The organism is Rhizobium sp. BE258, from assembly GCF_031457345.1.
Lineage (GTDB): Bacteria > Pseudomonadota > Alphaproteobacteria > Rhizobiales > Rhizobiaceae > Rhizobium.
In genome coordinates this window covers 260,785-280,773 of record NZ_JAVDWL010000005.1, presented here as the reverse complement: position 1 = coordinate 280,773, position 19,989 = coordinate 260,785, and the positions used below count along the sequence as shown (strand labels likewise).

Below are 19,989 nucleotides of genomic sequence, written 5' to 3'. Positions count from 1 at the left end.
GATCGCTGGTTTTGCGAACCCTCGTGATCCGTCACGAGGGTTTCTTTTTTGCGGCGTAGATTCAGCTTGAAGAGTGGTTCTAAATAGGTTCTAATGTGCGCCTATGGATAGAACCAGTCTGATAGCAGAGCTGAATGCGCGCGGACTGCGCGACGAGGCCTCGACCGGACCGCTCTATAAGCGGCTGGCCCTGGCATTGACGGGTCTCGTTCAGGAGGGGTTGCTGAAGCCAGGCGCTGCGCTTCCCGGTGAGCGCGATCTTGCTGAGGCCCTGAAGCTTGGGCGTGTCACGGTGCGCACCGCCTATCGCGAGCTGATGTCTTCAGGCGCGCTTGAATCGCGACACGGCAGCGGTACCTTCGTTTCGGCTCGTGTCGAGCGCATGGAGCAATCGCTCTGGCGGCTCTCGTCTTTCTCGGCCGACATGCGTTCGCGCGGCCGCTCTCCGGCGGCGAAAATCCTCTCCCGGCAAATCAATCAGCCATCGCCGGAAGAAAGCTTCCTGCTGGGGCTCGGTCAGGACGAACCGGTGTTGCGGCTCGATCGTCTTCGTCTTGCCGATGGTTTGCCGCTGGCGATCGAACGGGCCGTCGTTCCGGTCAAGTTCGTCGGCGAACAGGCGGGCGGCGAGGGTTCGCTCTATGACGCCTTGGCTGCCAACGGCCACAAGCCGGTGCGGGCGCTGCAGCGGCTGACGGCAGTGACGCTCGACCCATCCTCGGCCGCGATGCTGAACGTCAAGGCCGGTGCGCCGGCCCTGCTGATCGAGCGGATATCCCGCCTCGAGGATCAGCGCGTCGTTGAATATACCCGCTCGCACTATCGTGGCGATGCTTATGATTTCGTTGCAGAATTGAGAATTGGAGATGAACTATGAGTGAGAACAAGTCGCTGATGCTGCAGGAAGCCGGGCAGTCGCCGGAGGTCGTGGCAACCCTGCTCGAGAAGGAAAAGCCGGCCTTTGCCGAAATTGCCAAGCTTTTCTCCTCGGCGCGGCCGAGCGTGGTGACGACGGCAGCCCGCGGGTCTTCCGACCATGCCGCAACCTTCTTCAAGTATCTTTTCGAAATCACCTGCGGCGTTCCGGTCGCATCCGTCGGCCCGTCGATCGCTTCGGTCTACGGCGCGCCGCTACATCTGAAGGGCGGCATTCACTTCACGGTTTCGCAGTCGGGCGCCAGCCCTGACATCGTTGCCCTGCAAGAAGCCGCGAAGAAGGGCGGGGCGACCACGATCGCCGTCGTCAACGTCACCGATAGCCCGCTCGGCAATCAGGCCGACATCGTGCTTGGCCTCAATGCGGGACCGGAAAAGAGCGTCGCCGCGACGAAATCCTTCATCGCGTCGGTTGCAGCGCTTGCCGGTGTAACGGCTGCGATCGGCGGCAAGGCTGATCTGCAGGCCGCCCTGCAGAAGCTTCCCGAGGCACTCTCTGCCACGTCGGGTATCGATACAACTGCCGCTGAGGACGTGCTCTTCAACGCCAGCTCGCTTTACACGGCCGGCCGTGGCCCGGCCTTCGCGATTGCGCTCGAAGCCGCGCTCAAGGCAAAGGAAACGTCGGGCCTGCATGCCGAAGCCTTCTCGCTGGCCGAATTGATGCACGGCCCGATGCGTCTCGTGCAGCCGGGCTTCCCGATCGTTGCCTTCGCGCCTGACGATGCCGCCTATGCCAACAACGTCCAGGCGCTCGAACGTCTGCAGAAGCTCGGCGCGACGACCGTTCCTTTTTCGGCCCAGCCGCTCGCAGGCGTCAATCTGCGCGTTCCGACGACCGGCAACGGCCTGCTCGACCCGCTGGTTTCGCTGCTCGTCTACTATCGCCTCATCGAGTCGGTAACGCGCCGCAAGGGTTTCGATCCCGACAAGCCGGCAAACCTGCTCAAGGTTACGGAGACCGTCTGATGTCCCGCAAGATCTTCACCGGCGCCCGGATCTTCGACGGCGAGCGCTTCCATGACGAAAGGGCGCTGGTCGTTTCGAACGGACGCGTCGAGACCATCGCGGCACTCAACGATCTCCCCGAATGCGAAACCGTGGTGCTTGACGGTGGTGTTCTCTCCGCAGGTTTCATCGACGCGCAGGTGAACGGCGGCGGTGGCCGGATGCTGAACGACGAGCCATCGGCTGACTCGATGTATATCATCGCCGATGGGCATCGCCGCTATGGTACGACAGCGCTGCTGCCGACGCTGATCACCGACACGGCTGATGCCACCAAGGCGGCGATCGAGGCTGCGAAGGAAGCCGTCAAGACCAACCGCGGCGTTGCCGGTCTGCATCTCGAAGGTCCGCATCTGGCACCGGCGCGCAAAGGCGCGCATCTCGCGTCGCTGATGCGTCCGGTCGAAGACGCAGACGTCAAGGCGTTCATTGCGGCGCGTGAAGCGATCGGCACGCTGCTCATCACCATGGCGGCTGAACAGGTGAGCGTGAAGCAGGTGCGCGCGCTTGCCGAAGCCGGCGTGATCGTCAGCATCGGACATTCCGATTGCAGCAGCGAGCAGGCGGAAGAGCGTTTCGATGCCGGCGCCCGCGGCGTCACGCATCTCTTTAACGCGATGAGCCAGATGGGGCATCGCGCTCCGGGTCTCGTTGGCGCGGCGATCGATCACCCCTCTACCTGGTGCGGCGTGATTGCCGATGGCCACCATGTCGATCCGAAGGCATTGCGCACGGCGCTGCGCGCGAAGCGCGGCGAAGGAAAGCTTTTCCTCGTCAGCGATGCGATGTCGCTTGTCGGCTCCGATAAGGACAGCTTCACGCTGAATGGCCGCACCGTTCATCGCGAAAGCGGCAGTTTCTGCTCCAAGGTGGTTTTGGATGACGGCACGCTGGCGGGGTCCGATGTCGATATGGCGTCCAGCATCCGTTACTGCGTGACCTATCTCGACCTGACGCTGGCCGAAGCGGTGAGGATGGCGACGCTTTATCCGGCACGCTTCCTGCAGCTTGATGGCTACGGCCGCCTGTCTCCCGGGTATCGCGCCGACTTCGTGCACCTGACCGACAAGATCGAGGTCACGGCGGCCTGGATCGGCGGGGAGAGGAAGTAGCGATGACTGCGATCACCGATGCTTATTTCTCGAACTTGATCGAGCGGCTCGGCCAGCTGAAGTCGGCTCTCGATGTTCCGATGCAGCAGGCTGCCGCGGCGATCCTCGAAGCGGCCCGCAGCGACAAGCGCGTCTATGTCTTCGGCACCGGCCATTCCCATATGCTGGCCGAAGAAGTGCATTACCGGGCTGGCGGGCTTGCCTTCACTGTTCCCGTACTTGTCGGTTCTGCGATGCTGCACGAGGGTGCGGTGATCAGTTCGGTCTATGAACGGACGGAAGGTCTCGTTCGTCCGGTGCTCGAGCGCTATGGCATGCAGTCGGGCGACGTGATTATCATCGCGTCGAATTCCGGCGTGAACGCCGCGCCGCTCGAGGCCGCCGATTACGGTCATGAGATAGGCGCCAAGGTAATCGCCATCACCTCGATCGAATATTCCAAGGCGATCGCCAACGGCCGCCGCAGGCTGGCCGAGGTTGCCGATATCGTCCTCGACAACGGACTTCCGCCGGGCGATGCCGTCATCGAGATCGAAGGGAGCGGGCTGAAGGTCGGACCGGTCTCGACGGCAGTCGGGGCTACCGTGCTCAATGCGATCTTTGCCGAGGTGGCCTCGGAGCTTGCCAAGTCAGGCGATGCGCCGGTTTATCTCAGCGCCAACATGCCGGGTGCTGCAGCGGTGAACCAGCAGCTGGTCAAACGCTACCGGCCGCGCAACCCGCATCTCTGAAACGAAAAAGGCCGGCGTCTCCGCCGGCCTTTTGCTTTGCCCCTGCGGACAATCAGTTCTTGGCGCGCTCGACGTAGGAGTTATCTTCCGTCGCGATGACAACGCGGATGCCGGCATCGATATGCGGCGGAACCAGCGTTCTGATGCCGTTCGAAAGGATTGCCGGCTTGTAGGAGGACGATGCCGTCTGACCCTTGACGACCGGCTCGGTCTCGGTGATTTCGAGCGTCACATGGCGCGGCAGCTGGAGAGCCAGCGCAATGCCTTCGTGCATCGACAGGATGCAGGTCATGCCTTCCTGAAGATAGGCCTTCTGATCGCCCATCGTTTCGTTGTCGACGACGACCTGATCGTAGCTTTCCGGGTTCATGAAGTGGAAGCCTTCGCCGTCCTCATACAGGAACTGGAAGTTGACGTCTTCGACGAATGCGCGCTCGACCTGCTCGGTCGTGCGCCAGCGCTCGGACACCTTCACGCCATCGACGATGCGGCGCATGTCGACCTGGGTCACCGGCGTGCCCTTGCCAGGATGGAAGTTGTTGGCCGTAAGAACGACATACAGCTTGCCATCCACTTCGAGAACGTTGCCCTTGCGGACGGAGGAGGCGATGATCTTGACCATAAGACTTCCTTGTAACTCAGCCTTCGGCGTCGTAGAGGACTGTCGCAATAGCCCTGGAGACGCGATTAATTTTCCTTTGGGGCGGCAACTAACTTAAAATCCGGCGAAAAGCCAGCCCAGCGTTGGCCGTCACGGTGAAGAAAGCGGAGAATGAGCCTGACGAGCGCCAAAGCCTCGCCCTGGTGGACGCCCGACGTCCACGCGGATCGCCGCCCGTTCCTGATTGGGCGCAACGCGATCCAGGCGGCACTGCGTCTTTATTTCGCCGGCGAAGATTTTGTCGAGGTCGATACGGCCGCACTTCAGGTGTCACCGGGCAACGAGGCGCATCTGCATGCTTTCGCAACAGAAGCGCTGACGACAGATGGTCAACCGGCGCTGTTCTATCTGCACACCTCGCCAGAGTTTGCCTGCAAGAAGCTCCTTTCGGCAGGCGAACAGCGCATCGCCTGTTTCGCGCATGTCTATCGCAACCGCGAGCGCGGGCCACTGCATCATCCCGAGTTCACGATGCTCGAATGGTATCGGGCGGGCGAGAGTTACGAGACGCTGATGATGGATTGCGTGCGGATCGCAGCACTCGCTGCCGAGACCGCCAAGGCATCCAAACTGATGTATCGCGGTGCCGAGGCCGATCCTTTTGCTGGGCCGGAGCGGATTTCCGTTGCGGAAGCCTTCGATTGTTATGCCGGGATCGATCTGCTCGGCTCGGTCGCAGCCGATGGCTCGACCGATCGCGAGCATCTGGCGGCTGAACTGCGCCGCAACGGCCTGCGTGTCGCCGAAGACGATGGCTGGGCCGATCTCTTCAGCCGAGCGCTGGTCGAGAAGATCGAGCCGCATCTCGGTTTCGGCCGCATCACCATTCTCGACGAATATCCTGTTTCGGAAGCTGCTCTGGCGCGGCCGTCAGGCCGGGATCCCCGGGTTGCCGAGCGCTTCGAGGTCTATGCCTGCGGCGTCGAGCTCGCCAATGGTTTCGGCGAGCTGACGAATGCTGCCGAACAGCGGCGCCGTTTCGAGATCGAGATGGCCGAGAAGGCACGCATCTATGGCGAGCGCTATCCGCTGGACGAGGATTTTCTCGAGGCGTTGCAGATCATGCCGGAGGCGAGCGGCATCGCGCTCGGCTTTGACCGGCTGGTGATGCTGGCGACTGGTGCCTCGCGCATCGATCAGGTGTTGTGGGCGCCTGTGGCGGAGTATGGCCGATGAATATCGTCAGGCCGATCAAGACCATCGATGACCTTTCGAGCGCAGGCCTGATCGGGGACGCCGACCGGCTGGCGCTTGAAGATGTCGCCGCGCGCTACGCGATCGCGTTAACGCCGTCGATTGCGGCGCTGATCGACCGTGTAGACCCGGCTGATCCCATTGCTCGCCAATTCGTGCCCGATGTTTCCGAACTGCAGACGACACCGGAAGAGCGGGACGATCCCATCGGTGATCTCCCGCACAGCCCTGTCGAAGGGATCGTGCATCGCTATCCGGATCGTGTGCTGCTGAAGGCGGTGCATGTCTGCCCGGTCTATTGCCGTTTCTGTTTCCGCCGCGAGATGGTCGGGCCGCAAGGTCTCGGCACGCTCGAGCCTGAGGCGATGAAAGCCGCGTTCGATTATATCCGCACGCATGACCAGATCTGGGAAGTCATTCTCACCGGTGGCGATCCGCTGATCCTGTCGCCGCGGCGGCTGGAAGACATCATGCGGGAGCTTTCGGCGATCGATCACGTCAAGATTGTCAGGTTTCATACCCGCGTGCCCGTGGTCGATCCGCGCAAGATCGATGCGGCGCTCATCGGCGCGCTGAAGGCGAGCGGCAAGACCGTCTACATCGCACTGCACGCCAATCATCCGCGCGAGTTTACGGCCGAAGCGCGGGCGGCCTGCGCGCGGATCGTCGACGCCGGTATCGTCATGATCAGCCAATCTGTGCTGCTGAAGGGCGTCAATGACGACGCGGATGTGCTCGCGTCGCTGATGAAGACGTTCGTCGAGAACCGCATCAAGCCCTATTACCTGCATCATCCCGACCTTGCGCCCGGCACCAGCCATTTCCGACTGTCGATCGAGGAAGGGCAGGCGATCGTCGCAGCCTTGCGCGGCCGCATATCCGGCCTCTGCCAGCCGGCCTATATTCTGGATATTCCGGGCGGCTACGGAAAGACCGTGATCGCCGAAAGCGGCGTTCGCAAAACCGCCGACGGTTGCTTCTCGGTCTCTGATTACCGGGGCGGCGAGCACAGCTATCCACCGGCGGGATAGAAGATTTCCGTTCCATTTCTGCACTGGCAAGTCCTTCGCGCCGCTCCTGTATTACGCCAAACTGGCGAGGCAAGTATTTGAGCAGAAAAGGCGAAATTCAATCAGGGCGCGATACTCGATAAAACTTTAAGTGTGAATCTTGCTCATCTTTAACCAGACAAATTAGCGGAATATTGGGTTTTCCGGCCTAAAAGAGCGCTCATGATGAAGGCGATGAACGCCTGCTCTGGATCATGACAATCTTGGAGATGTTCGGATGAACAAGACAATCCGCGATATTATAGCCAAATTCGGCAAGCTTCCCGCGTCGATCGACCAGGTCGCCGACGACGCCGATCTCTACGCGGCGGGTCTGACATCCTTTGCATCGGTCCAGCTGATGCTGGCGATCGAAGAAGCCTTCGATATCGAGTTCCCCGACAATCTTCTCAACCGCAAGTCCTTCGCCAGCATCTCGGCGATCGAGAAGACCGTCGATATGATCAAGGACAGCCGGAAGGTCGCCTGATGAACTTCCCGGTCAAGATCACGGAAGAGAGCTTTGCGGCACGGGCCGCGCGCGTCGCCGAGATTGCGGCTAAGCACGCCGACACCGTCGATGCCGAAGGCCGTTTCCCGCGGGAAGCTGCCGATGCGATGAAGGCCGAACGTCTGCTCGGCATTCAGATCCCCCGCCACCTTGGCGGCGAGGGCGCGACGACGACCGAAATCGCCGAACTCTGCTCTGTTCTTGGCCAGGCTTGCGCCGCAAGCGCCATGGTTTTCGCCATGCACCACATCAAGCTTTCTAGCCTTGTCGAGCATGGCGCTGACAGCGAGTGGCATGCAGGTTTCATGCGGCGTATCGCGGCCGAACAGCTGCTGATCGCCTCGGCGACGACCGAAGGCGGCATTGGCGGCAATCTGCGCAACAGCATCTGCGCCATCGAGATCACCGGCGATACTTGCCGTCTCGAAAAGGACGCGACCGTCATCTCCTACGGCTCACATGCCGATGCTATCCTGATCACGTCGCGCAGCGGGCCGGAGGCCGCGTCTTCGGATCAGGTGCTGACGGCATTCCTCAAGGACCAGTACACGCTTGAGCGCACCCATGTATGGAATACGCTCGGCATGCGCGGCACCTGCTCCGACGGCTTCCTCTTCAAGGGCGAAGCGCCGGCGGCACAAATCCTGCCGAAGCCGTTTGCCGAAATCGCAGCACAGTCGATGCTTGCCTCCTCGCATCTTCTCTGGAGCGGTGTTTGGTACGGCATTGCGGTTGATGCCGTCTGCCGCGCCCAGGCGTTCGTTCGCGCTGCCGCACGCAAATCGCCCGGCGCTCCGCCGCCCGGTGCACTACGCCTTGCCGAGGTTTCGAACCTTCTGCAGATGGTGAAGTCGAATGTCGTCGCGGGTCTGAAAGCCTACGAAGACGCCAAGGCCGATCCCGACAAGCTGTCGTCGATGGGCTTTGCCGTTGCCATGAACAACGTGAAGATCGCCTCGTCGGAAACGATCCTCGAGATCGTCAACCACGTCATGCTGATCTGCGGCATCATGGGCTACAAGAACGGCACGCCTTTCAGCGTCGGCCGGCACCTTCGCGATGCGCATTCCGCGCAGCTGATGATTTCCAATGACCGCATCCTCGGCAACACGTCGAGCATGCTTCTCGTCCACAAGCAGGACACTAGCCTACTGGGGTGACTCACATGGATATGCAGACCTCGTTTCTGGACCGGCTTTTCGAATCCGGCCTGCTGATCGATACCGGCGTTGACGGCCTCTACGGCCGCAGCGGCCAGTTCGAAGACGTAATCTCCGCTTTCGAGCGCCTGATCGACAGGTTTGGCGGCGCCGATGGTGCCGAAGCCATGCGCTTTCCGCCAGGCATGAACCGGGCGATCTTCGAGAAAAGCGGCTATATGAAGAGCTTCCCGCAGCTTGCGGGTACGGTGCACAGCTTCTGCGGCGCCGAGCTCGATCACATGAACCTGCTGCAATGCATGGAAGTCGGCGACGACTGGACCAAGGGCCAGGAGGCGACCGAGATCGTACTGACGCCGGCCGCCTGCTATCCGCTCTACCCGACCGTCGCCAAGCGCGGCAATCTGCCGGCCAAGGGTGGGCTTTACGATCTGCAGTCCTACTGCTTCCGCCATGAGCCTTCCAAGGATCCGGCCCGACAGCAGCTGTTTCGCATGCGTGAATATGTCTGCATGGGCACCGAGAGCCACGTGACGGATTTCCGCCAGCGCTGGATGGATCGCGGCGTCGAGATGATGAAGCTGGTTGGCCTCGATGTGGTCATCGACGTGGCGAACGATCCGTTCTTCGGTCGCGCCGGCAAGATGATGGTCAACAACCAGCGCGACCAGAACCTCAAGTTCGAGCTGCTGATCCCGATCACCTCGACCGCCAATCCGACCGCCTGCATGAGCTTCAACTACCATCAGGACTCGTTTGGCTTGAAGTGGGGTCTGAATCTCGAGGATGGCAGCGTGGCACATACCGCCTGCGTCGGCTTCGGTCTGGAACGTATCGCGCTTGCGCTGTTCCACCATCACGGTCTCGACGTGAAGGAATGGCCTGAAAACGTCCGCAAGGCGCTCTGGGGCTGAGACGTCTGATGAAGGCTGTTTTCCCGGCTATCGCTCCGGATGGCTACGTCAGGCATGCGCTCCATTCCAGCGAGCGCATGTGGCCGGAAACCAATTGCTATATCGATCTCTGGATCGAGGTACTGAACACGCTCGGCTTGCCGCCGGAAGCGATGCTCGGCTTTACCATGACGCAGGATTTCGAGGGCGACCAGTTCACCTTCTTCAAGGTGCCGCTGGAAGATCTGGAAACGCTCTACGGCATTCGCGTCAGCGAACTGGCGATCTTCGATCGCGTCGAGCGCCATATCGAAATGCAGATCGGCCGCGGGCGGCTCTGCCTGATCGAGATGGATTCTTATTACATGCCCGACACCCAGGGCACTGCCTACCGCACCGAGCACGGCAAGACGACCGTGGCGATCAACCGGCTGGATTTCGATGCGAAGCGCGTCGAGTATTTCCACAATGCCGGGTTCTTCGCGCTGGATGGCGAGGATTTTGACGGTCTGTTTCAGCTGAATTCAGGCGCGGACGGAGCGTTGTTTCTGCCCTACACCGAATTTGCCAAGTTTCCGGTGATGCTTCCAGGCGATGCGGAGATGCGGGCGGCTTCCCAAACAATCTTCAGAAAGCATTTCGCACGCCGCCCGGCCCGCAATCCGATCCGCGCCTTTGCCGCGGTCTTCCCGCAGCAGGTCGAGGAAATTGCCGAGCGGCCCTTCGGCTTCTTCCACAAATATGCCTTCAACACGCTTCGCCAGTTCGGCGCCAATTTCGAGCTGGCGGCGGATCATCTCGCCTGGCTTGCGCCGGGGCAGTTCGGCAGCGCCGAGGCGGATGCCCGGCAGATTTCCGAGACGGCCAAATCCGTGCAGTTCCAATTGGCGCGGGCCGTGACCCGCAAGAAATTCGAGCCGCTGCAGACCGCGCTTGATCCGGCCGCCGATGCATGGGATTCCATGATGGCTTCGATTTCCGAGCAGCTGTGACACCGGAGGCTTGATCATGCGGGGCAGGTTGGCGAGCGTCGGCGCAGAAGAGGTGCTGCTTTCGGAAGGCTGGAACCTCGTTCTCACGGAACCCGATGCCTATGCCGTGCCGCATGATATCCCCCCGACGTCGCAGTTCATCGCCGCACCGGTGCCCGGAACCGTTGCCGAAGCGCTCGAGAGAGCCGGCCTGTTCGACAGGGAAAATCCGGAGCCTCTGAACACCCGGGATGCCTGGTATGTCTGCCGCCTGTTCGACACAGAACCGGGAGACTGGATTCTGCGGCTGGAGGGACTGGCAACGCTTTGCCACGTGTTCGTCAACGGCCAAGAGCTGCTGTTTTCGGAAAGCATGTTCACCGCTCACGAAATTCCGGTGACGCTTGCCGGCGGCGACGAGCTTGCGCTGTGCTTCCGGGCACTCGCGCCGAAGCTTACCGAGCCCGGGCCGCGCGCCCGCTGGCGCCCGCAGATGATCACGCCGCCGGGCCTCAAGAATGTCCGCACCACAGTGCTCGGCCATATGCCGGGCTGGTGCCCCGAGATCCATGCCATCGGACCATGGCGGGCGATATCGCTGGTGCGCAGCGGCCCTGTTTCGATCGACAATGTCTCGATCCGCAGCGTTCTGGATGAGGATGGCAGCGGACGGGTCAGCGTTTCGCTTTATTCCGCCGCGGACGATCCGATCCTTCAGCTGCGCTGCGGCGGAGAAGAGGCGGCCTTTAAGAAGATCGGCGAGAACCACTACTCGGCCATCCTCAAGCTTGCCGATGTGAAGCCGTGGTGGCCGCACACGCACGGCACGCCTGATCTCTACGATCTGACGCTGGTTTCCGACGATGTCGAGTATCCACTCGGCAAGACCGGTTTCCGCACGATCGCCCTCGATCGCGGGGCCGATGGCGATGGCTTCGGGCTTTGCGTCAACGGCGAGCGCGTCTTTTGCCGGGGTGCCGTCTGGACCACCGCCGATATCGTGCGGCTTCCCGGCGCGCGGGCCGATTACGAGCCGTTCCTGCGGCTGGCTGCCGAAGCCGGCATGAACATGATCCGCGTCGGCGGCACGATGGCGTACGAGGCGCCCGATTTTTTTGCGCTCTGCGATGAGCTCGGCCTGCTCGTCTGGCAGGACTTCATGTTTGCCAATTTCGACTATCCACGCAACGACAAGACCTTCATCGGTCACGTCCATGCCGAAGTCGAAGGGTTCCTGCATGGGGTTCAGGCCTCACCCTCGCTTGCCGTGCTCTGCGGTGGCAGCGAGGTGCACCAACAGGCGGCGATGCTCGGGTTGCCGCGGGAGTTCTGGGGCGGTCCGGTGACCGACGAAGTAATCCCGGCGATCGCGTCGCGGCTGCGGCCGGATGTGCCCTACGTTCCGAATTCGCCCTATGGCGGGGCCATGCCGTTTTCGCCGAATGCAGGGGTCACGCACTACTACGGCGTTGGCGCCTATATGCGCCCGCTTGACGATGCGCGCCGGGCCGATGTGCGTTTCGCCGCCGAAAGCCTCGCCTTCGCGCATGTCCCGCAGCAGAGAACGTTGCAGCGGCATCTCGATGTGCCCTCCGTTCACAACCCTCTCTGGAAGGCCCGGGTGCCGCGCGACCGCGGCGCGTCCTGGGATTTCGAGGATATCAGAGATCACTATCTTGGGCTGCTCTACGATACCGATCCGGCCAGGCTTCGCCGCGAAAATCCGGAACGCTATCTCGATCTTTCCCGTGCCGTCACAGGCGAAGTGCTGACCGAAACCTTTGCCGAATGGCGCCGCACCGGATCGCGTTGCGACGGCGCGCTGGTCTGGACGCTACAGGATCTGCTGGCCGGACCGGGCTGGGGAGTGATCGATTCCACCGGTGAACCCAAGCCCGTCTGGCATGCAATGCGCCGGGCATTCCGCCCGTTGCAGGTGGTGCTGACGGACGAAGGGACCAATGGTCTCGATGTGCATGTGGTCAACGAGACATCTACTGACCTTGCCGGGGAACTTGAGCTTATCTGCTTCCGCGACGGCCGGCAGCAGGCGGCAAGCGGCAGCCAGAGCCTGACAATCGCAGCGCGGAGCAAGCAGAAGATCGCGGCGACCGAACTTTTCGGCGCCTTCTTCGATACCACTTACGCCTTCCGTTTCGGCCCGCCGTCGCATGACGTTACGGTGGCGCGGCTGCGCTCGGTGGAAGGTGACCTGCTGGCCGAAGCGTTCCACTTTCCGCTTGGTCGGGCAAAGGCGTTTCACGATGCCGATGTTGCCGTGACATTGGTGGATGACGGCGGCGCATGGGCACTCGATGTCTCCGCCAACTGCCTTGCCCAATCGCTTCACATCGATGCTGCTGGGTATCGCCCAGCTGACGACTGGTTTCATCTGGCGCCGGGTATCCAGCGCCGTATCCGGCTGACGCCTGTTGGCACTAAGGCGGGAGAGCCTCAGGGCGAGGTGCTTTGCGCCGGCAGTATGCGCCGCTTTGCTTTCGGCGTGGGTGGTTGAAAAACAGATGCCTATCCGATCTCTCTACCGTGCCTTCCGCTCTCATGTCCTGCAGCGGCTGATCCCGAAATCCCGGGTGCCTTTCGATCCGGCGCGGCCGATCGAAGTCGCCGGCTATCTGTCGATGATGGCCGGTGTGGGCGAATCCGCGCGGCTTTGCGCCGACGCGCTGACCGCGGGCGGCCGCCGAATCTCTCTGCGGGATGTCAGTACCCATGCCGACGAGGGTGCGTCCGTCGAATGGAAGGCTGCCGCAGTCAATGCCGCTCAACCGGGAACGCGCATCTGGCACCTCAATCCGCCAATGCTGCCGCGGGCGGTGCTCAGCACCGGACTGCGGGAGTTCGCCCGCGCCTACAACATCGGTTATTGGGCCTGGGAGTTGGAGATCGTGCCGCCGGAGTGGCGGAACGGCGCGCGCTATGTCAACGCGGTTTTTGTCCCCTCTGAGTTTACCCGCAAGGCGATTGCGCCGCTGACCAGCGCGCCTGTCGTTGTTTTGCCGCATCCGGTGACGGAGAAGCCGGCTGCGGATGGGATGCGGGCGAAGTTCGGTGTCGAGGACGACGCGTTTCTGGTCAGCTTCATCTTCAGCGCCGGATCGTCGATCAACCGCAAGAATCCGCAGGCTGTCATCGATGCTTTCAAGATCTTTCAGCGGCGCTGCCCAAAGGCTTTCATGCTGATGAAGGGAAGCGGTGATCCGGCGAAGGATCCCGGCCTTGCAGCCCTTTACCGTTCGGCCGAGGGCAATAGCCGGATTCGCATCGCCACAGACAAGTTGGCGAGCAGCGAGATCAACGGGCTGATCCGTGATTCCGATGCCTATATCTCGCTACACCGTTCGGAGGGTTTCGGCCTGACCGTTGCCGAAGCGATCATTCATAATACCCCTGTCGTGACCACGGGATGGTCCGGCACCGTCGATTTCTGCGACCCTGAAAATACCTGGAACGTCGCGCCATCGCTGATCCCGGTTGTCGATACGCATCCGGAATTTGCGGCGCTGAAGGGTGCAGTCTGGGCCGATCCGTCGCCTGAAGTGGCGGCGGGCTACCTCGATCAGATTTATTCCGACCCGCAGGCGGCGAAGGAAAAGGCCGCTCGCGCCAAACGCTTCCTGGTCGCCTATCTGGAGGCCAATACCTACGAGAAAGCGCTGCAGGCGCTTGCCGGTGCGGGCCGTTAACCGAACTCCTCGGTCCTTATTTAACGGTTTCACATTAGGAATGGCTGAGAAGCCAGTGGAAAGAGACGGATGTCGAACGGGATCATAGCGAATTCGGTGATGAACGCGGCTGCGGGTATGCTGCTGCTGGCTACCGGTTTTGCATCGTCGATCATCACCGCCCGCCTGCTTGGCCCGGAGGCAAACGGCATCGTTGCCTTTTCGCTCTGGCTTGTGGCCACCGGCGCGTCAATTGCCGAACTGGGCTCCAGCATCACGCTTCTGAAGACCCTGCCGCAATTGAATGTGCAAGGTTACGACAGCAAGCGCCGCATGGGCTTTGCCTCGATCCTCGTCACCTTAATGCTGTTTTCGACGGTGGTGCTGCTCGGGCTCTACGGCATCTTCTTCCTGTCGTCGGAAGAGATGCATTGGGCCGAAACGGCGCCGTCGGTGGCGATGGTGACAGGCGCGCTGTTCTTCATTCAGGCGATCGGCTCTTTCGTCAAATTCTACCTGATCGGCGAAAAGCGCCTCGGCGATTTCTTCAAGCTCACCGTCGGCGTTTCGATCCTGCAGCTCGGTGGCGTCGCGATCGGCGCGGTGCTTTACGGCGTCGAGGGCGTGCTGATCGGCTATGCGCTCGGCCAACTGGTGTTTTTCGTCGCGACCATGCCGATCCTGCTGACCAAGCGGGACAGATGCGATATTTCACTTAGCGTTCTCGCCTCGTCGTCGGTGATCATATCGACGCAGTTCCTGATCGATTCCGTCTTCATCAATCGCCTCGAACTGCTGTTCCTGCAGCAATTCTGGTCGGTCGAGATGGTCGGTTACTACGCAATCGGTCTGTCGGTCGCCAATATCGCCCTGCAACTGCCGATCCAGATGACCGGCAGCCTGCTGCCCTATTATTCGGAGCAGCGGCACAACAGCAAGGATTCGACCCTGCCGGTTGAAGTCTTCGCCGCGGTCACCCGCAGCATGGCCTATATCATCATGCCGATGAGCTTTGGACTGGCGGCGATCTCGGGCGTTCTCGTTGTCAGCGTGTTCGGCGAAGCCTTCCGCCCGAGCGGTCCCGTCGTCATGCTTCTGGCGCTGGCCGCCCCTGCCTACACCTTCATGCAGATCCTCAGCCTCTATTTGCTGTCGATGGACCGGGTGCGCGATCGCCTGAAGACCAGTGTGATTGGTGGCCTTGTCATGGTAGGCGGTTGTTTACTCCTGGTGCCTACTTTTGCGGCGGAAGGCGCTGCGGTCGTTCGCATCGCTGTTTTTGTCGTGATGTGCGTGATCATGATCAAACAGACCGGCTTTGGAAGTCAGCTTTCGACCCTCTATGTCAGCCTCGCGAAGGTGACGGTGGCGGCCGTGCTTTGCGCATTGGCGGCTCTCGCGGTCCTCGAGCTCGTCCACAATCCTGTTGGCCTGGTGCTGGCGATCATCGCAGGCGGTGTCGCCTATCTGTTCGCACTCAAACTTCTCAAGGTCATTCCGAGACAAGACGCAATTGTCATTCGCTCGATCCTCAGCAAGGTGCCGTCTGCGTTGCGCGGCCCGGCGTTGAAGGCCGCGCAATTCATCGCACCGCTGCAGTCGGAGAATGATCAGAAAAAGCCAACCGAGGCCGTTCACGAGCCGGCTGAAGGTGCCGGCCGCAGCGCCGCCTTCCCGGTTGCCTTCGATGGCACGATCGGGCTGTTCATGCCTGAAAATCCTGCCGTCACCAAGCGGTCCTCCGCTGTCCTCTTCGTCAGCCCCTGGGGCTTCGAGGAGATGTGCAGCCGCAAGTTCTATCGCGTCGCTGCCGAGCATTTTTCGGATATCGGTGTTCCCAGCCTTCGCTTCGATTATCTGGGCACCGGCGACGCGCTTGATTTCGGCAATCAGCCGGCAACGCTCTCCAGCTGGGAAGCATCGGTTCGTGCTGCGGCCGAAGAGCTGAAATCGCTGAGCGGTTGCGACCAAATCATCCTTATCGCCCAGGGGATCGGCGCCGCGCTGGTGCAGCGTATCGGTGCGACGATCCCAGGCGTCAGTGGCGTCGCGATGCTGGCGCCGGTTCTGAGCGGACGCGGCTATCTGCGCGAATTGAACATGTGGGCGAAGATCATTCACGCCGATCTCGGCCTCAGCAAGGAGCACGCTCCGGCCGATCAGGTAACGATCGCCGGTCTGTTCATGCCTGAAGCGATTGCCGCGGAAATCCGCAAGCTCAATCTGACGGCGCCCGAGAGCCTGGCTGCATCGCATTATGTGATCTTCGAGCACCCGTCGCGCGTCGGAGATTCCAGCTTTGCCACTGCCCTCAGATCACTCGGCGCGACCGTCGATGAGACTGTGTTCGAGGGGTATGACGAGCTGGCGACCAATCCGCTGTTTGCGAAGACGCCGATGCGTGTCGTTGCCGAACTGACGCGCTGGATCGAGACGAACACGGTGCCTGACGCCACGGCGGCAAATTCGGTGGTTCCCGCCGAAAACCAGATCCTGCACGGCGATGGCTTTGAAGAAGTGCCGGTGCGTTTCGGTGCGCATCACCATCTCGTTGGCGTCATCAGCCGACCGGTTGGGGCGTCCAAGGGCAATTCGGTGATGTTCCTCACCACTGCCTATGACCGGCACGCCGGCTGGGGCCGTGCGATCGTTGACATGGCGCGCGAACTCGCCCGCCAGGGTGTGACATCGCTGCGCTTCGATTCCGCCAATGTCGGCGACAGCGTTCCGCGTCCCGATGCGCCGGATCAGATTCTCTACTCGCAGACACAGATCGATGACGCTGTCTCTGCGCTCGATCTCCTGGAGACCCATGTTCCAGGCCCCGTGATGGTCGCCGGGCGCTGCAGCGGCGGCTATGTGGCCTTCCGTGCCGGCATTGCCGATGAGCGCCTGAAGGCGGTCGTCTCGATCAATCCCTTCGTCTATTACTGGGACCCCGCCGTTCAGGTCGCCAAGGAGCATGTCGTCTCGGTGCCGCGCAGCGTCGATGACTACAGCCAGCGGCTGATGAACATCGAGACCCTGAAGCGGCTTTTCCGTGGTCAGGTCGATGTCAAGGCGGCCTTCCAGAACATCTTCATCGCGCTCGGCCGCCGGGTTTCGCATCGCTTCGCGCCGCTGATCGAGCTGTTACCGCACAAGGGGCATGTGGCGCGCGAGGTGAAGCAGGCCTTCGCATCGTTCGGCAAGCGCAACGTGCCGCTGACGCTGATCTACAGCGAAGCGGATGTCGGCCTCGATCATATGTATTTCCACTTCGGTCCGGGTGGCCGCAAGCTGGCGCGCTATCCGAACGTGCGTCTCGTGATGCTTGAGGATGCCGACCACAATCTGACGCCACTGGAATCGCGCCGGATCGTGCTGGATGAGATCGCCAAGCTGGCGAAAGCTTAAGCGGCAATCCGCTGGAAAGCCGGGATACCGAGCGATCTGTAGAGATCGATATAGAGCCCGGCGACGTGATCCCATGAATAGGGTCTGGCGGCAGCGATCAGCGCATCGCGCATTGCCGCCGGTTCGGCTGCAATCGTCGCGAAGGCCTGTTCGATTGCGGCCGCTGCATTTTCCGGATCGCTGAAGTCGGCAATCGACAGCGGCATCTTGCGTTCGGCTAGTGCCACATAGGCAGCATTGCGGTTCAGAACCGGATTGAGGCCGGCACTCATCGCTTCCAGCGCAACGAGGCCGAAGCCTTCGTATTCGGATGCTGAGGCGAAGAGCGATGCCGCCGAGATCAGAGACCGTATCTCCGGATTGGCGATGCCGACATGAAGGCCGACCGCACGATCGAGGCCGCGGGCCGCGATCTCGCGCGTGAGATCGGCGCCTTTCAGATCCGATTCCGAGCCGACGATATCCAGATGCCATTCCGGATCACGGGCGGCCAGAACCTGCATGACATCGAGGAGATGGTCGAGCCGCTTGTTGACCGAGAAGCGGCCGATGGTGACGATCCGGCGGCGCGGCTGGCGTGATGCGCTGTCTGCGAACTTGCCGATATCGACGCCGTTCTCGATCAGCACGGTATTGCCGGCGATCTGCGAGAACTGGGCGATATCGGAGGCGCTGCAGCCGACGACGCGCTTGTAGTTCATCGCCGAGAACCGTGTCAGCGTCTGGAACCATATCTTCTTGAGGGCCGCGTGTTTCTGCGTGTGAAAGAAGCCGCCATGGGTCGTCGCGACCATCGGCTTGCGGTGCAGAACGCGGCCGAGCGCCAGCGCGTCGAAAAAGAAATCGATCGCGTGGACATGGACGAGATCGGCGTCGGCGAGATGGCGAAGGACCTGCGGTGCGATCGGATAGCGGGTGCTGCCGGACCAGGGGATACGCACGACGTCGATACCGTCGATGATCTCATGCGACGGAAGCTTGCGGTCGCGCGCCGTGAACAGCGTGTTGAGCGTGACGACCCGGACGCGGTAGCCGCGCTTGACGGTCTCGCGCGCCAAGTTGGCGACCACGTCTTCCAGCCCGCCGCGGTTCGGCAGAAACTGGCGCACGACATGCACGATCATCGGTGCTGCATTTGCCTGCTCTGCCGTTGCTTCCAATGCCATGCTCCCTGATCCCGGAACGGGCCGCGCCATAGTGCCGGACGAGATACCTGATCGCCTTAAGGCCCGGTTTACGGAGCGCCCAGCAGCGGGAAATCTTCCGAAAGAGAGTTAATCCTGGAGATCAGAATGCCTTGAAGGTCAGCGTCGTCAGGGAGCGGACGATACCCGGGATATTGGCGATATTGTCGTTGATGAACTTGCCGATGTCCTGGCCTTCTTCGATATAGACTTTCATCAGCAGGTCGTAGTCGCCGCTGGTCGAATAGAGCTCAGAAACACGTTCCGTCTGGTAGATGGCGTCGGCGACTTCGTAGGTCTTGCCGGGGGCGCATTGGAGCTGGACGAAAATGGGCTTCATGGGGATTTCCTGCGGAGTGAATGTTTGCGCGCATAATGCGCGAAACCGCTCCCCGGATGCAAGCTCAAGACTTCGCTTCGGTCTCGATCCACGAACGAAAGGCCGCAAGCGGCGGATAGTCGGCGCGTTCGGAAGGGTGGGCGAGATAGTAGCGCTCGCGGCTTTCGATTTCTCCATCGATGGCAGCGACGAGATCGCCGCGCTTCAGATCGTCCTGGATGAGGAAGGTCGGCAGCAGCGCGACGCCAAGCCCGGCGACGGCCGCCTGGGCGGCGGTGGCGAACTGGTCGAAGAGCATGCCGTGAAGGCTCTGGAAGGCAACGCCGTTTTCGGCAAACCATGCCTCCCAGGCATCCGGCCGGGTTGTCAGATGCAGCAGCGGCACGTCCAGCAGATGATATGCTTCATGGATGCCGTGATCCCTCAGAAATTGCGGACTGCAGGCCGGAACCGTCTTCTCCGACATCAGCAGCGTCAGTTCGGCACCGGGCCAATGGGGATGGCCGAAATGGATGGCGGCGTCGATCGAATCGAGGCGAAAGTCGAAGGGCGAGAGCCGGGTGACGAGATTGATGGTGACGCCGGGATTCTGGCTGAGAAAGCGGCCGAGCCTTGGCGCCAGCCAGCGGGTCCCGAAAGTTGGTAGAATGGCGAGGTTCAGCGTTCCGCCGTAGGGGTTGGCGCGCAGGTTCAGCGAGGCACTCGAGATGCGGCGCAACGCTTCGCGTATCTCCCTCGCATAGCCGTCGCCTGCCAGCCTCAGCCGGACGGTCTGGCGTTCGCGCAGGAAGAGTTCGACGCCCAGCTGCTCTTCCAGAGCCTTGATCTGCCGGCTGACGGCGCTCTGTGTCAGATCGAGTTCGCGGGCGGCGGCAGTGACGCTGCCGGTTCTGGCAGTGGCCTCGAAGGCCGCGAGCAGCGATATCGAGGGCAGGAAGCGGCGGGATGCGAGCATTGTTCAGTCCATTTCAGAATGACCTGTTTCCGAAACGTCGATATTCACGGTGAAAACCGGTTTGTAAAGAAATCTGTCGCGCATATTCGGAATGAACTCGTGGCCTGATGGAAACCATCCATTCGCGGTGAGATGCCTGCTATGAAGGCATCGGAGAGTGCTTTCGCGGTTGCCGTCGCGGCGCTAGATTAACGGCGGTTTCGCC

General features: G+C 61.5%; 17 protein-coding genes. 13 read left to right on the top strand and 4 right to left on the bottom strand.

What is annotated here, in order from left to right; translation table 11 throughout:
- Nucleotides 1-103 precede the first annotated feature (103 nt).
- Genes J2X43_RS19665 through J2X43_RS19650 form a run of 4 tightly spaced genes read left to right on the top strand, consistent with a single transcriptional unit; the run spans nucleotide 104 to nucleotide 3,787 of the window.
- Nucleotides 104-877: a GntR family transcriptional regulator gene (locus tag J2X43_RS19665; RefSeq protein ID WP_112517819.1), complete on the top strand. Its 774-nt coding sequence runs from the start codon at nucleotides 104-106 to the stop codon at nucleotides 875-877.
- Nucleotides 874-1,905, top strand: a complete 1,032-nt coding sequence (locus J2X43_RS19660) for an SIS domain-containing protein (protein WP_310296441.1) — start codon at nucleotides 874-876, stop codon at nucleotides 1,903-1,905. Before J2X43_RS19665 ends, J2X43_RS19660 begins: the two co-directional genes overlap by 4 nt.
- Complete coding sequence (gene nagA, locus J2X43_RS19655) at nucleotides 1,905-3,056, top strand: N-acetylglucosamine-6-phosphate deacetylase (RefSeq protein WP_310296439.1); 1,152 nt, start codon at nucleotides 1,905-1,907, stop codon at nucleotides 3,054-3,056. Before J2X43_RS19660 ends, nagA begins: the two co-directional genes overlap by 1 nt.
- 2 nt (nucleotides 3,057-3,058) lie before the next feature.
- Entirely contained in the window at nucleotides 3,059-3,787 is a 729-nt protein-coding gene (locus J2X43_RS19650; RefSeq protein WP_310296437.1) for an SIS domain-containing protein, read from the top strand.
- A gap of 52 nt (nucleotides 3,788-3,839) precedes the next feature.
- On the opposite strand, the gene efp is transcribed toward J2X43_RS19650, so the two are convergent.
- Nucleotides 3,840-4,409 (bottom strand): elongation factor P, encoded by a 570-nt coding sequence (gene efp / locus J2X43_RS19645; protein ID WP_112385879.1) that lies wholly within the window; start codon nucleotides 4,407-4,409, stop codon nucleotides 3,840-3,842.
- Between the two features lie 150 nt (nucleotides 4,410-4,559).
- Here efp and epmA point away from each other — a divergent pair, with 150 nt between their 5' ends.
- From epmA to J2X43_RS19600, 9 genes are all read left to right on the top strand, one after another.
- Nucleotides 4,560-5,624, top strand: a complete 1,065-nt coding sequence (gene epmA, locus J2X43_RS19640) for an EF-P lysine aminoacylase EpmA (protein WP_310296435.1) — start codon at nucleotides 4,560-4,562, stop codon at nucleotides 5,622-5,624.
- Nucleotides 5,621-6,673, top strand: coding sequence for a lysine-2,3-aminomutase-like protein (locus J2X43_RS19635; RefSeq protein ID WP_310296432.1), 1,053 nt, complete (start codon nucleotides 5,621-5,623; stop codon nucleotides 6,671-6,673). Before epmA ends, J2X43_RS19635 begins: the two co-directional genes overlap by 4 nt.
- A 256-nt stretch (nucleotides 6,674-6,929) precedes the next feature.
- Nucleotides 6,930-7,181, top strand: coding sequence for an acyl carrier protein (locus J2X43_RS19630; protein ID WP_112385876.1), 252 nt, complete (start codon nucleotides 6,930-6,932; stop codon nucleotides 7,179-7,181).
- Nucleotides 7,181-8,362, top strand: a complete 1,182-nt coding sequence (locus tag J2X43_RS19625; RefSeq protein ID WP_112385875.1) for an acyl-CoA dehydrogenase family protein — start codon at nucleotides 7,181-7,183, stop codon at nucleotides 8,360-8,362. The genes J2X43_RS19630 and J2X43_RS19625 overlap by 1 nt, the downstream gene beginning before the upstream one ends.
- 5 nt (nucleotides 8,363-8,367) lie before the next feature.
- On the top strand, nucleotides 8,368-9,276 hold the full coding sequence (locus J2X43_RS19620; protein ID WP_112385874.1) for an amino acid--[acyl-carrier-protein] ligase: 909 nt from the start codon (nucleotides 8,368-8,370) through the stop codon (nucleotides 9,274-9,276).
- A gap of 8 nt (nucleotides 9,277-9,284) precedes the next feature.
- Entirely contained in the window at nucleotides 9,285-10,247 is a 963-nt protein-coding gene (locus J2X43_RS19615; protein WP_310296428.1) for a DUF1839 family protein, read from the top strand.
- Between the two features lie 16 nt (nucleotides 10,248-10,263).
- Nucleotides 10,264-12,741: a glycosyl hydrolase 2 galactose-binding domain-containing protein gene (locus J2X43_RS19610; protein WP_310296427.1), complete on the top strand. Its 2,478-nt coding sequence runs from the start codon at nucleotides 10,264-10,266 to the stop codon at nucleotides 12,739-12,741.
- Between the two features lie 13 nt (nucleotides 12,742-12,754).
- Entirely contained in the window at nucleotides 12,755-13,930 is a 1,176-nt protein-coding gene (locus tag J2X43_RS19605; protein ID WP_310296707.1) for a glycosyltransferase family 4 protein, read from the top strand.
- Between the two features lie 69 nt (nucleotides 13,931-13,999).
- Entirely contained in the window at nucleotides 14,000-17,305 is a 3,306-nt protein-coding gene (locus tag J2X43_RS19600; protein ID WP_310296425.1) for a polysaccharide biosynthesis C-terminal domain-containing protein, read from the top strand.
- Here J2X43_RS19600 and J2X43_RS19595 read toward each other — a convergent pair.
- The 3 genes from J2X43_RS19595 to J2X43_RS19585 all read right to left on the bottom strand — a co-directional run bounded on the left by J2X43_RS19595 (nucleotide 17,302) and on the right by J2X43_RS19585 (nucleotide 19,784).
- A complete protein-coding gene (locus tag J2X43_RS19595; protein ID WP_310296423.1) occupies nucleotides 17,302-18,471 on the bottom strand; it encodes a glycosyltransferase family 4 protein in 1,170 nt (389 codons plus the stop codon). The genes J2X43_RS19600 and J2X43_RS19595 overlap by 4 nt on opposite strands.
- A gap of 121 nt (nucleotides 18,472-18,592) precedes the next feature.
- Nucleotides 18,593-18,829 (bottom strand): Lrp/AsnC ligand binding domain-containing protein, encoded by a 237-nt coding sequence (locus tag J2X43_RS19590; RefSeq protein WP_112385869.1) that lies wholly within the window; start codon nucleotides 18,827-18,829, stop codon nucleotides 18,593-18,595.
- Nucleotides 18,830-18,893: 64 nt separating this feature from the next.
- Entirely contained in the window at nucleotides 18,894-19,784 is an 891-nt protein-coding gene (locus J2X43_RS19585) for a LysR family transcriptional regulator (protein ID WP_310296419.1), read from the bottom strand.
- Nucleotides 19,785-19,989 lie beyond the last annotated feature (205 nt).

What these genes read in the sequence shown, in the direction of transcription:
- J2X43_RS19665 (WP_112517819.1), top strand. Translation starts at nt 104, where the DNA reads ATGGATAGAACCAGTCTGATAGCAGAGCTGAATGCGCGCGGACTGCGC.
- J2X43_RS19660 (WP_310296441.1), top strand. Translation starts at nt 874, where the DNA reads ATGAGTGAGAACAAGTCGCTGATGCTGCAGGAAGCCGGGCAGTCGCCG.
- nagA (WP_310296439.1), top strand. Translation starts at nt 1,905, where the DNA reads ATGTCCCGCAAGATCTTCACCGGCGCCCGGATCTTCGACGGCGAGCGC.
- J2X43_RS19650 (WP_310296437.1), top strand. Translation starts at nt 3,059, where the DNA reads ATGACTGCGATCACCGATGCTTATTTCTCGAACTTGATCGAGCGGCTC.
- efp (WP_112385879.1), bottom strand. Translation starts at nt 4,409, where the DNA reads ATGGTCAAGATCATCGCCTCCTCCGTCCGCAAGGGCAACGTTCTCGAA.
- epmA (WP_310296435.1), top strand. Translation starts at nt 4,560, where the DNA reads ATGAGCCTGACGAGCGCCAAAGCCTCGCCCTGGTGGACGCCCGACGTC.
- J2X43_RS19635 (WP_310296432.1), top strand. Translation starts at nt 5,621, where the DNA reads ATGAATATCGTCAGGCCGATCAAGACCATCGATGACCTTTCGAGCGCA.
- J2X43_RS19630 (WP_112385876.1), top strand. Translation starts at nt 6,930, where the DNA reads ATGAACAAGACAATCCGCGATATTATAGCCAAATTCGGCAAGCTTCCC.
- J2X43_RS19625 (WP_112385875.1), top strand. Translation starts at nt 7,181, where the DNA reads ATGAACTTCCCGGTCAAGATCACGGAAGAGAGCTTTGCGGCACGGGCC.
- J2X43_RS19620 (WP_112385874.1), top strand. Translation starts at nt 8,368, where the DNA reads ATGGATATGCAGACCTCGTTTCTGGACCGGCTTTTCGAATCCGGCCTG.
- J2X43_RS19615 (WP_310296428.1), top strand. Translation starts at nt 9,285, where the DNA reads ATGAAGGCTGTTTTCCCGGCTATCGCTCCGGATGGCTACGTCAGGCAT.
- J2X43_RS19610 (WP_310296427.1), top strand. Translation starts at nt 10,264, where the DNA reads ATGCGGGGCAGGTTGGCGAGCGTCGGCGCAGAAGAGGTGCTGCTTTCG.
- J2X43_RS19600 (WP_310296425.1), top strand. Translation starts at nt 14,000, where the DNA reads ATGTCGAACGGGATCATAGCGAATTCGGTGATGAACGCGGCTGCGGGT.
- J2X43_RS19595 (WP_310296423.1), bottom strand. Translation starts at nt 18,471, where the DNA reads ATGGCATTGGAAGCAACGGCAGAGCAGGCAAATGCAGCACCGATGATC.
- J2X43_RS19590 (WP_112385869.1), bottom strand. Translation starts at nt 18,829, where the DNA reads ATGAAGCCCATTTTCGTCCAGCTCCAATGCGCCCCCGGCAAGACCTAC.
- J2X43_RS19585 (WP_310296419.1), bottom strand. Translation starts at nt 19,784, where the DNA reads ATGCTCGCATCCCGCCGCTTCCTGCCCTCGATATCGCTGCTCGCGGCC.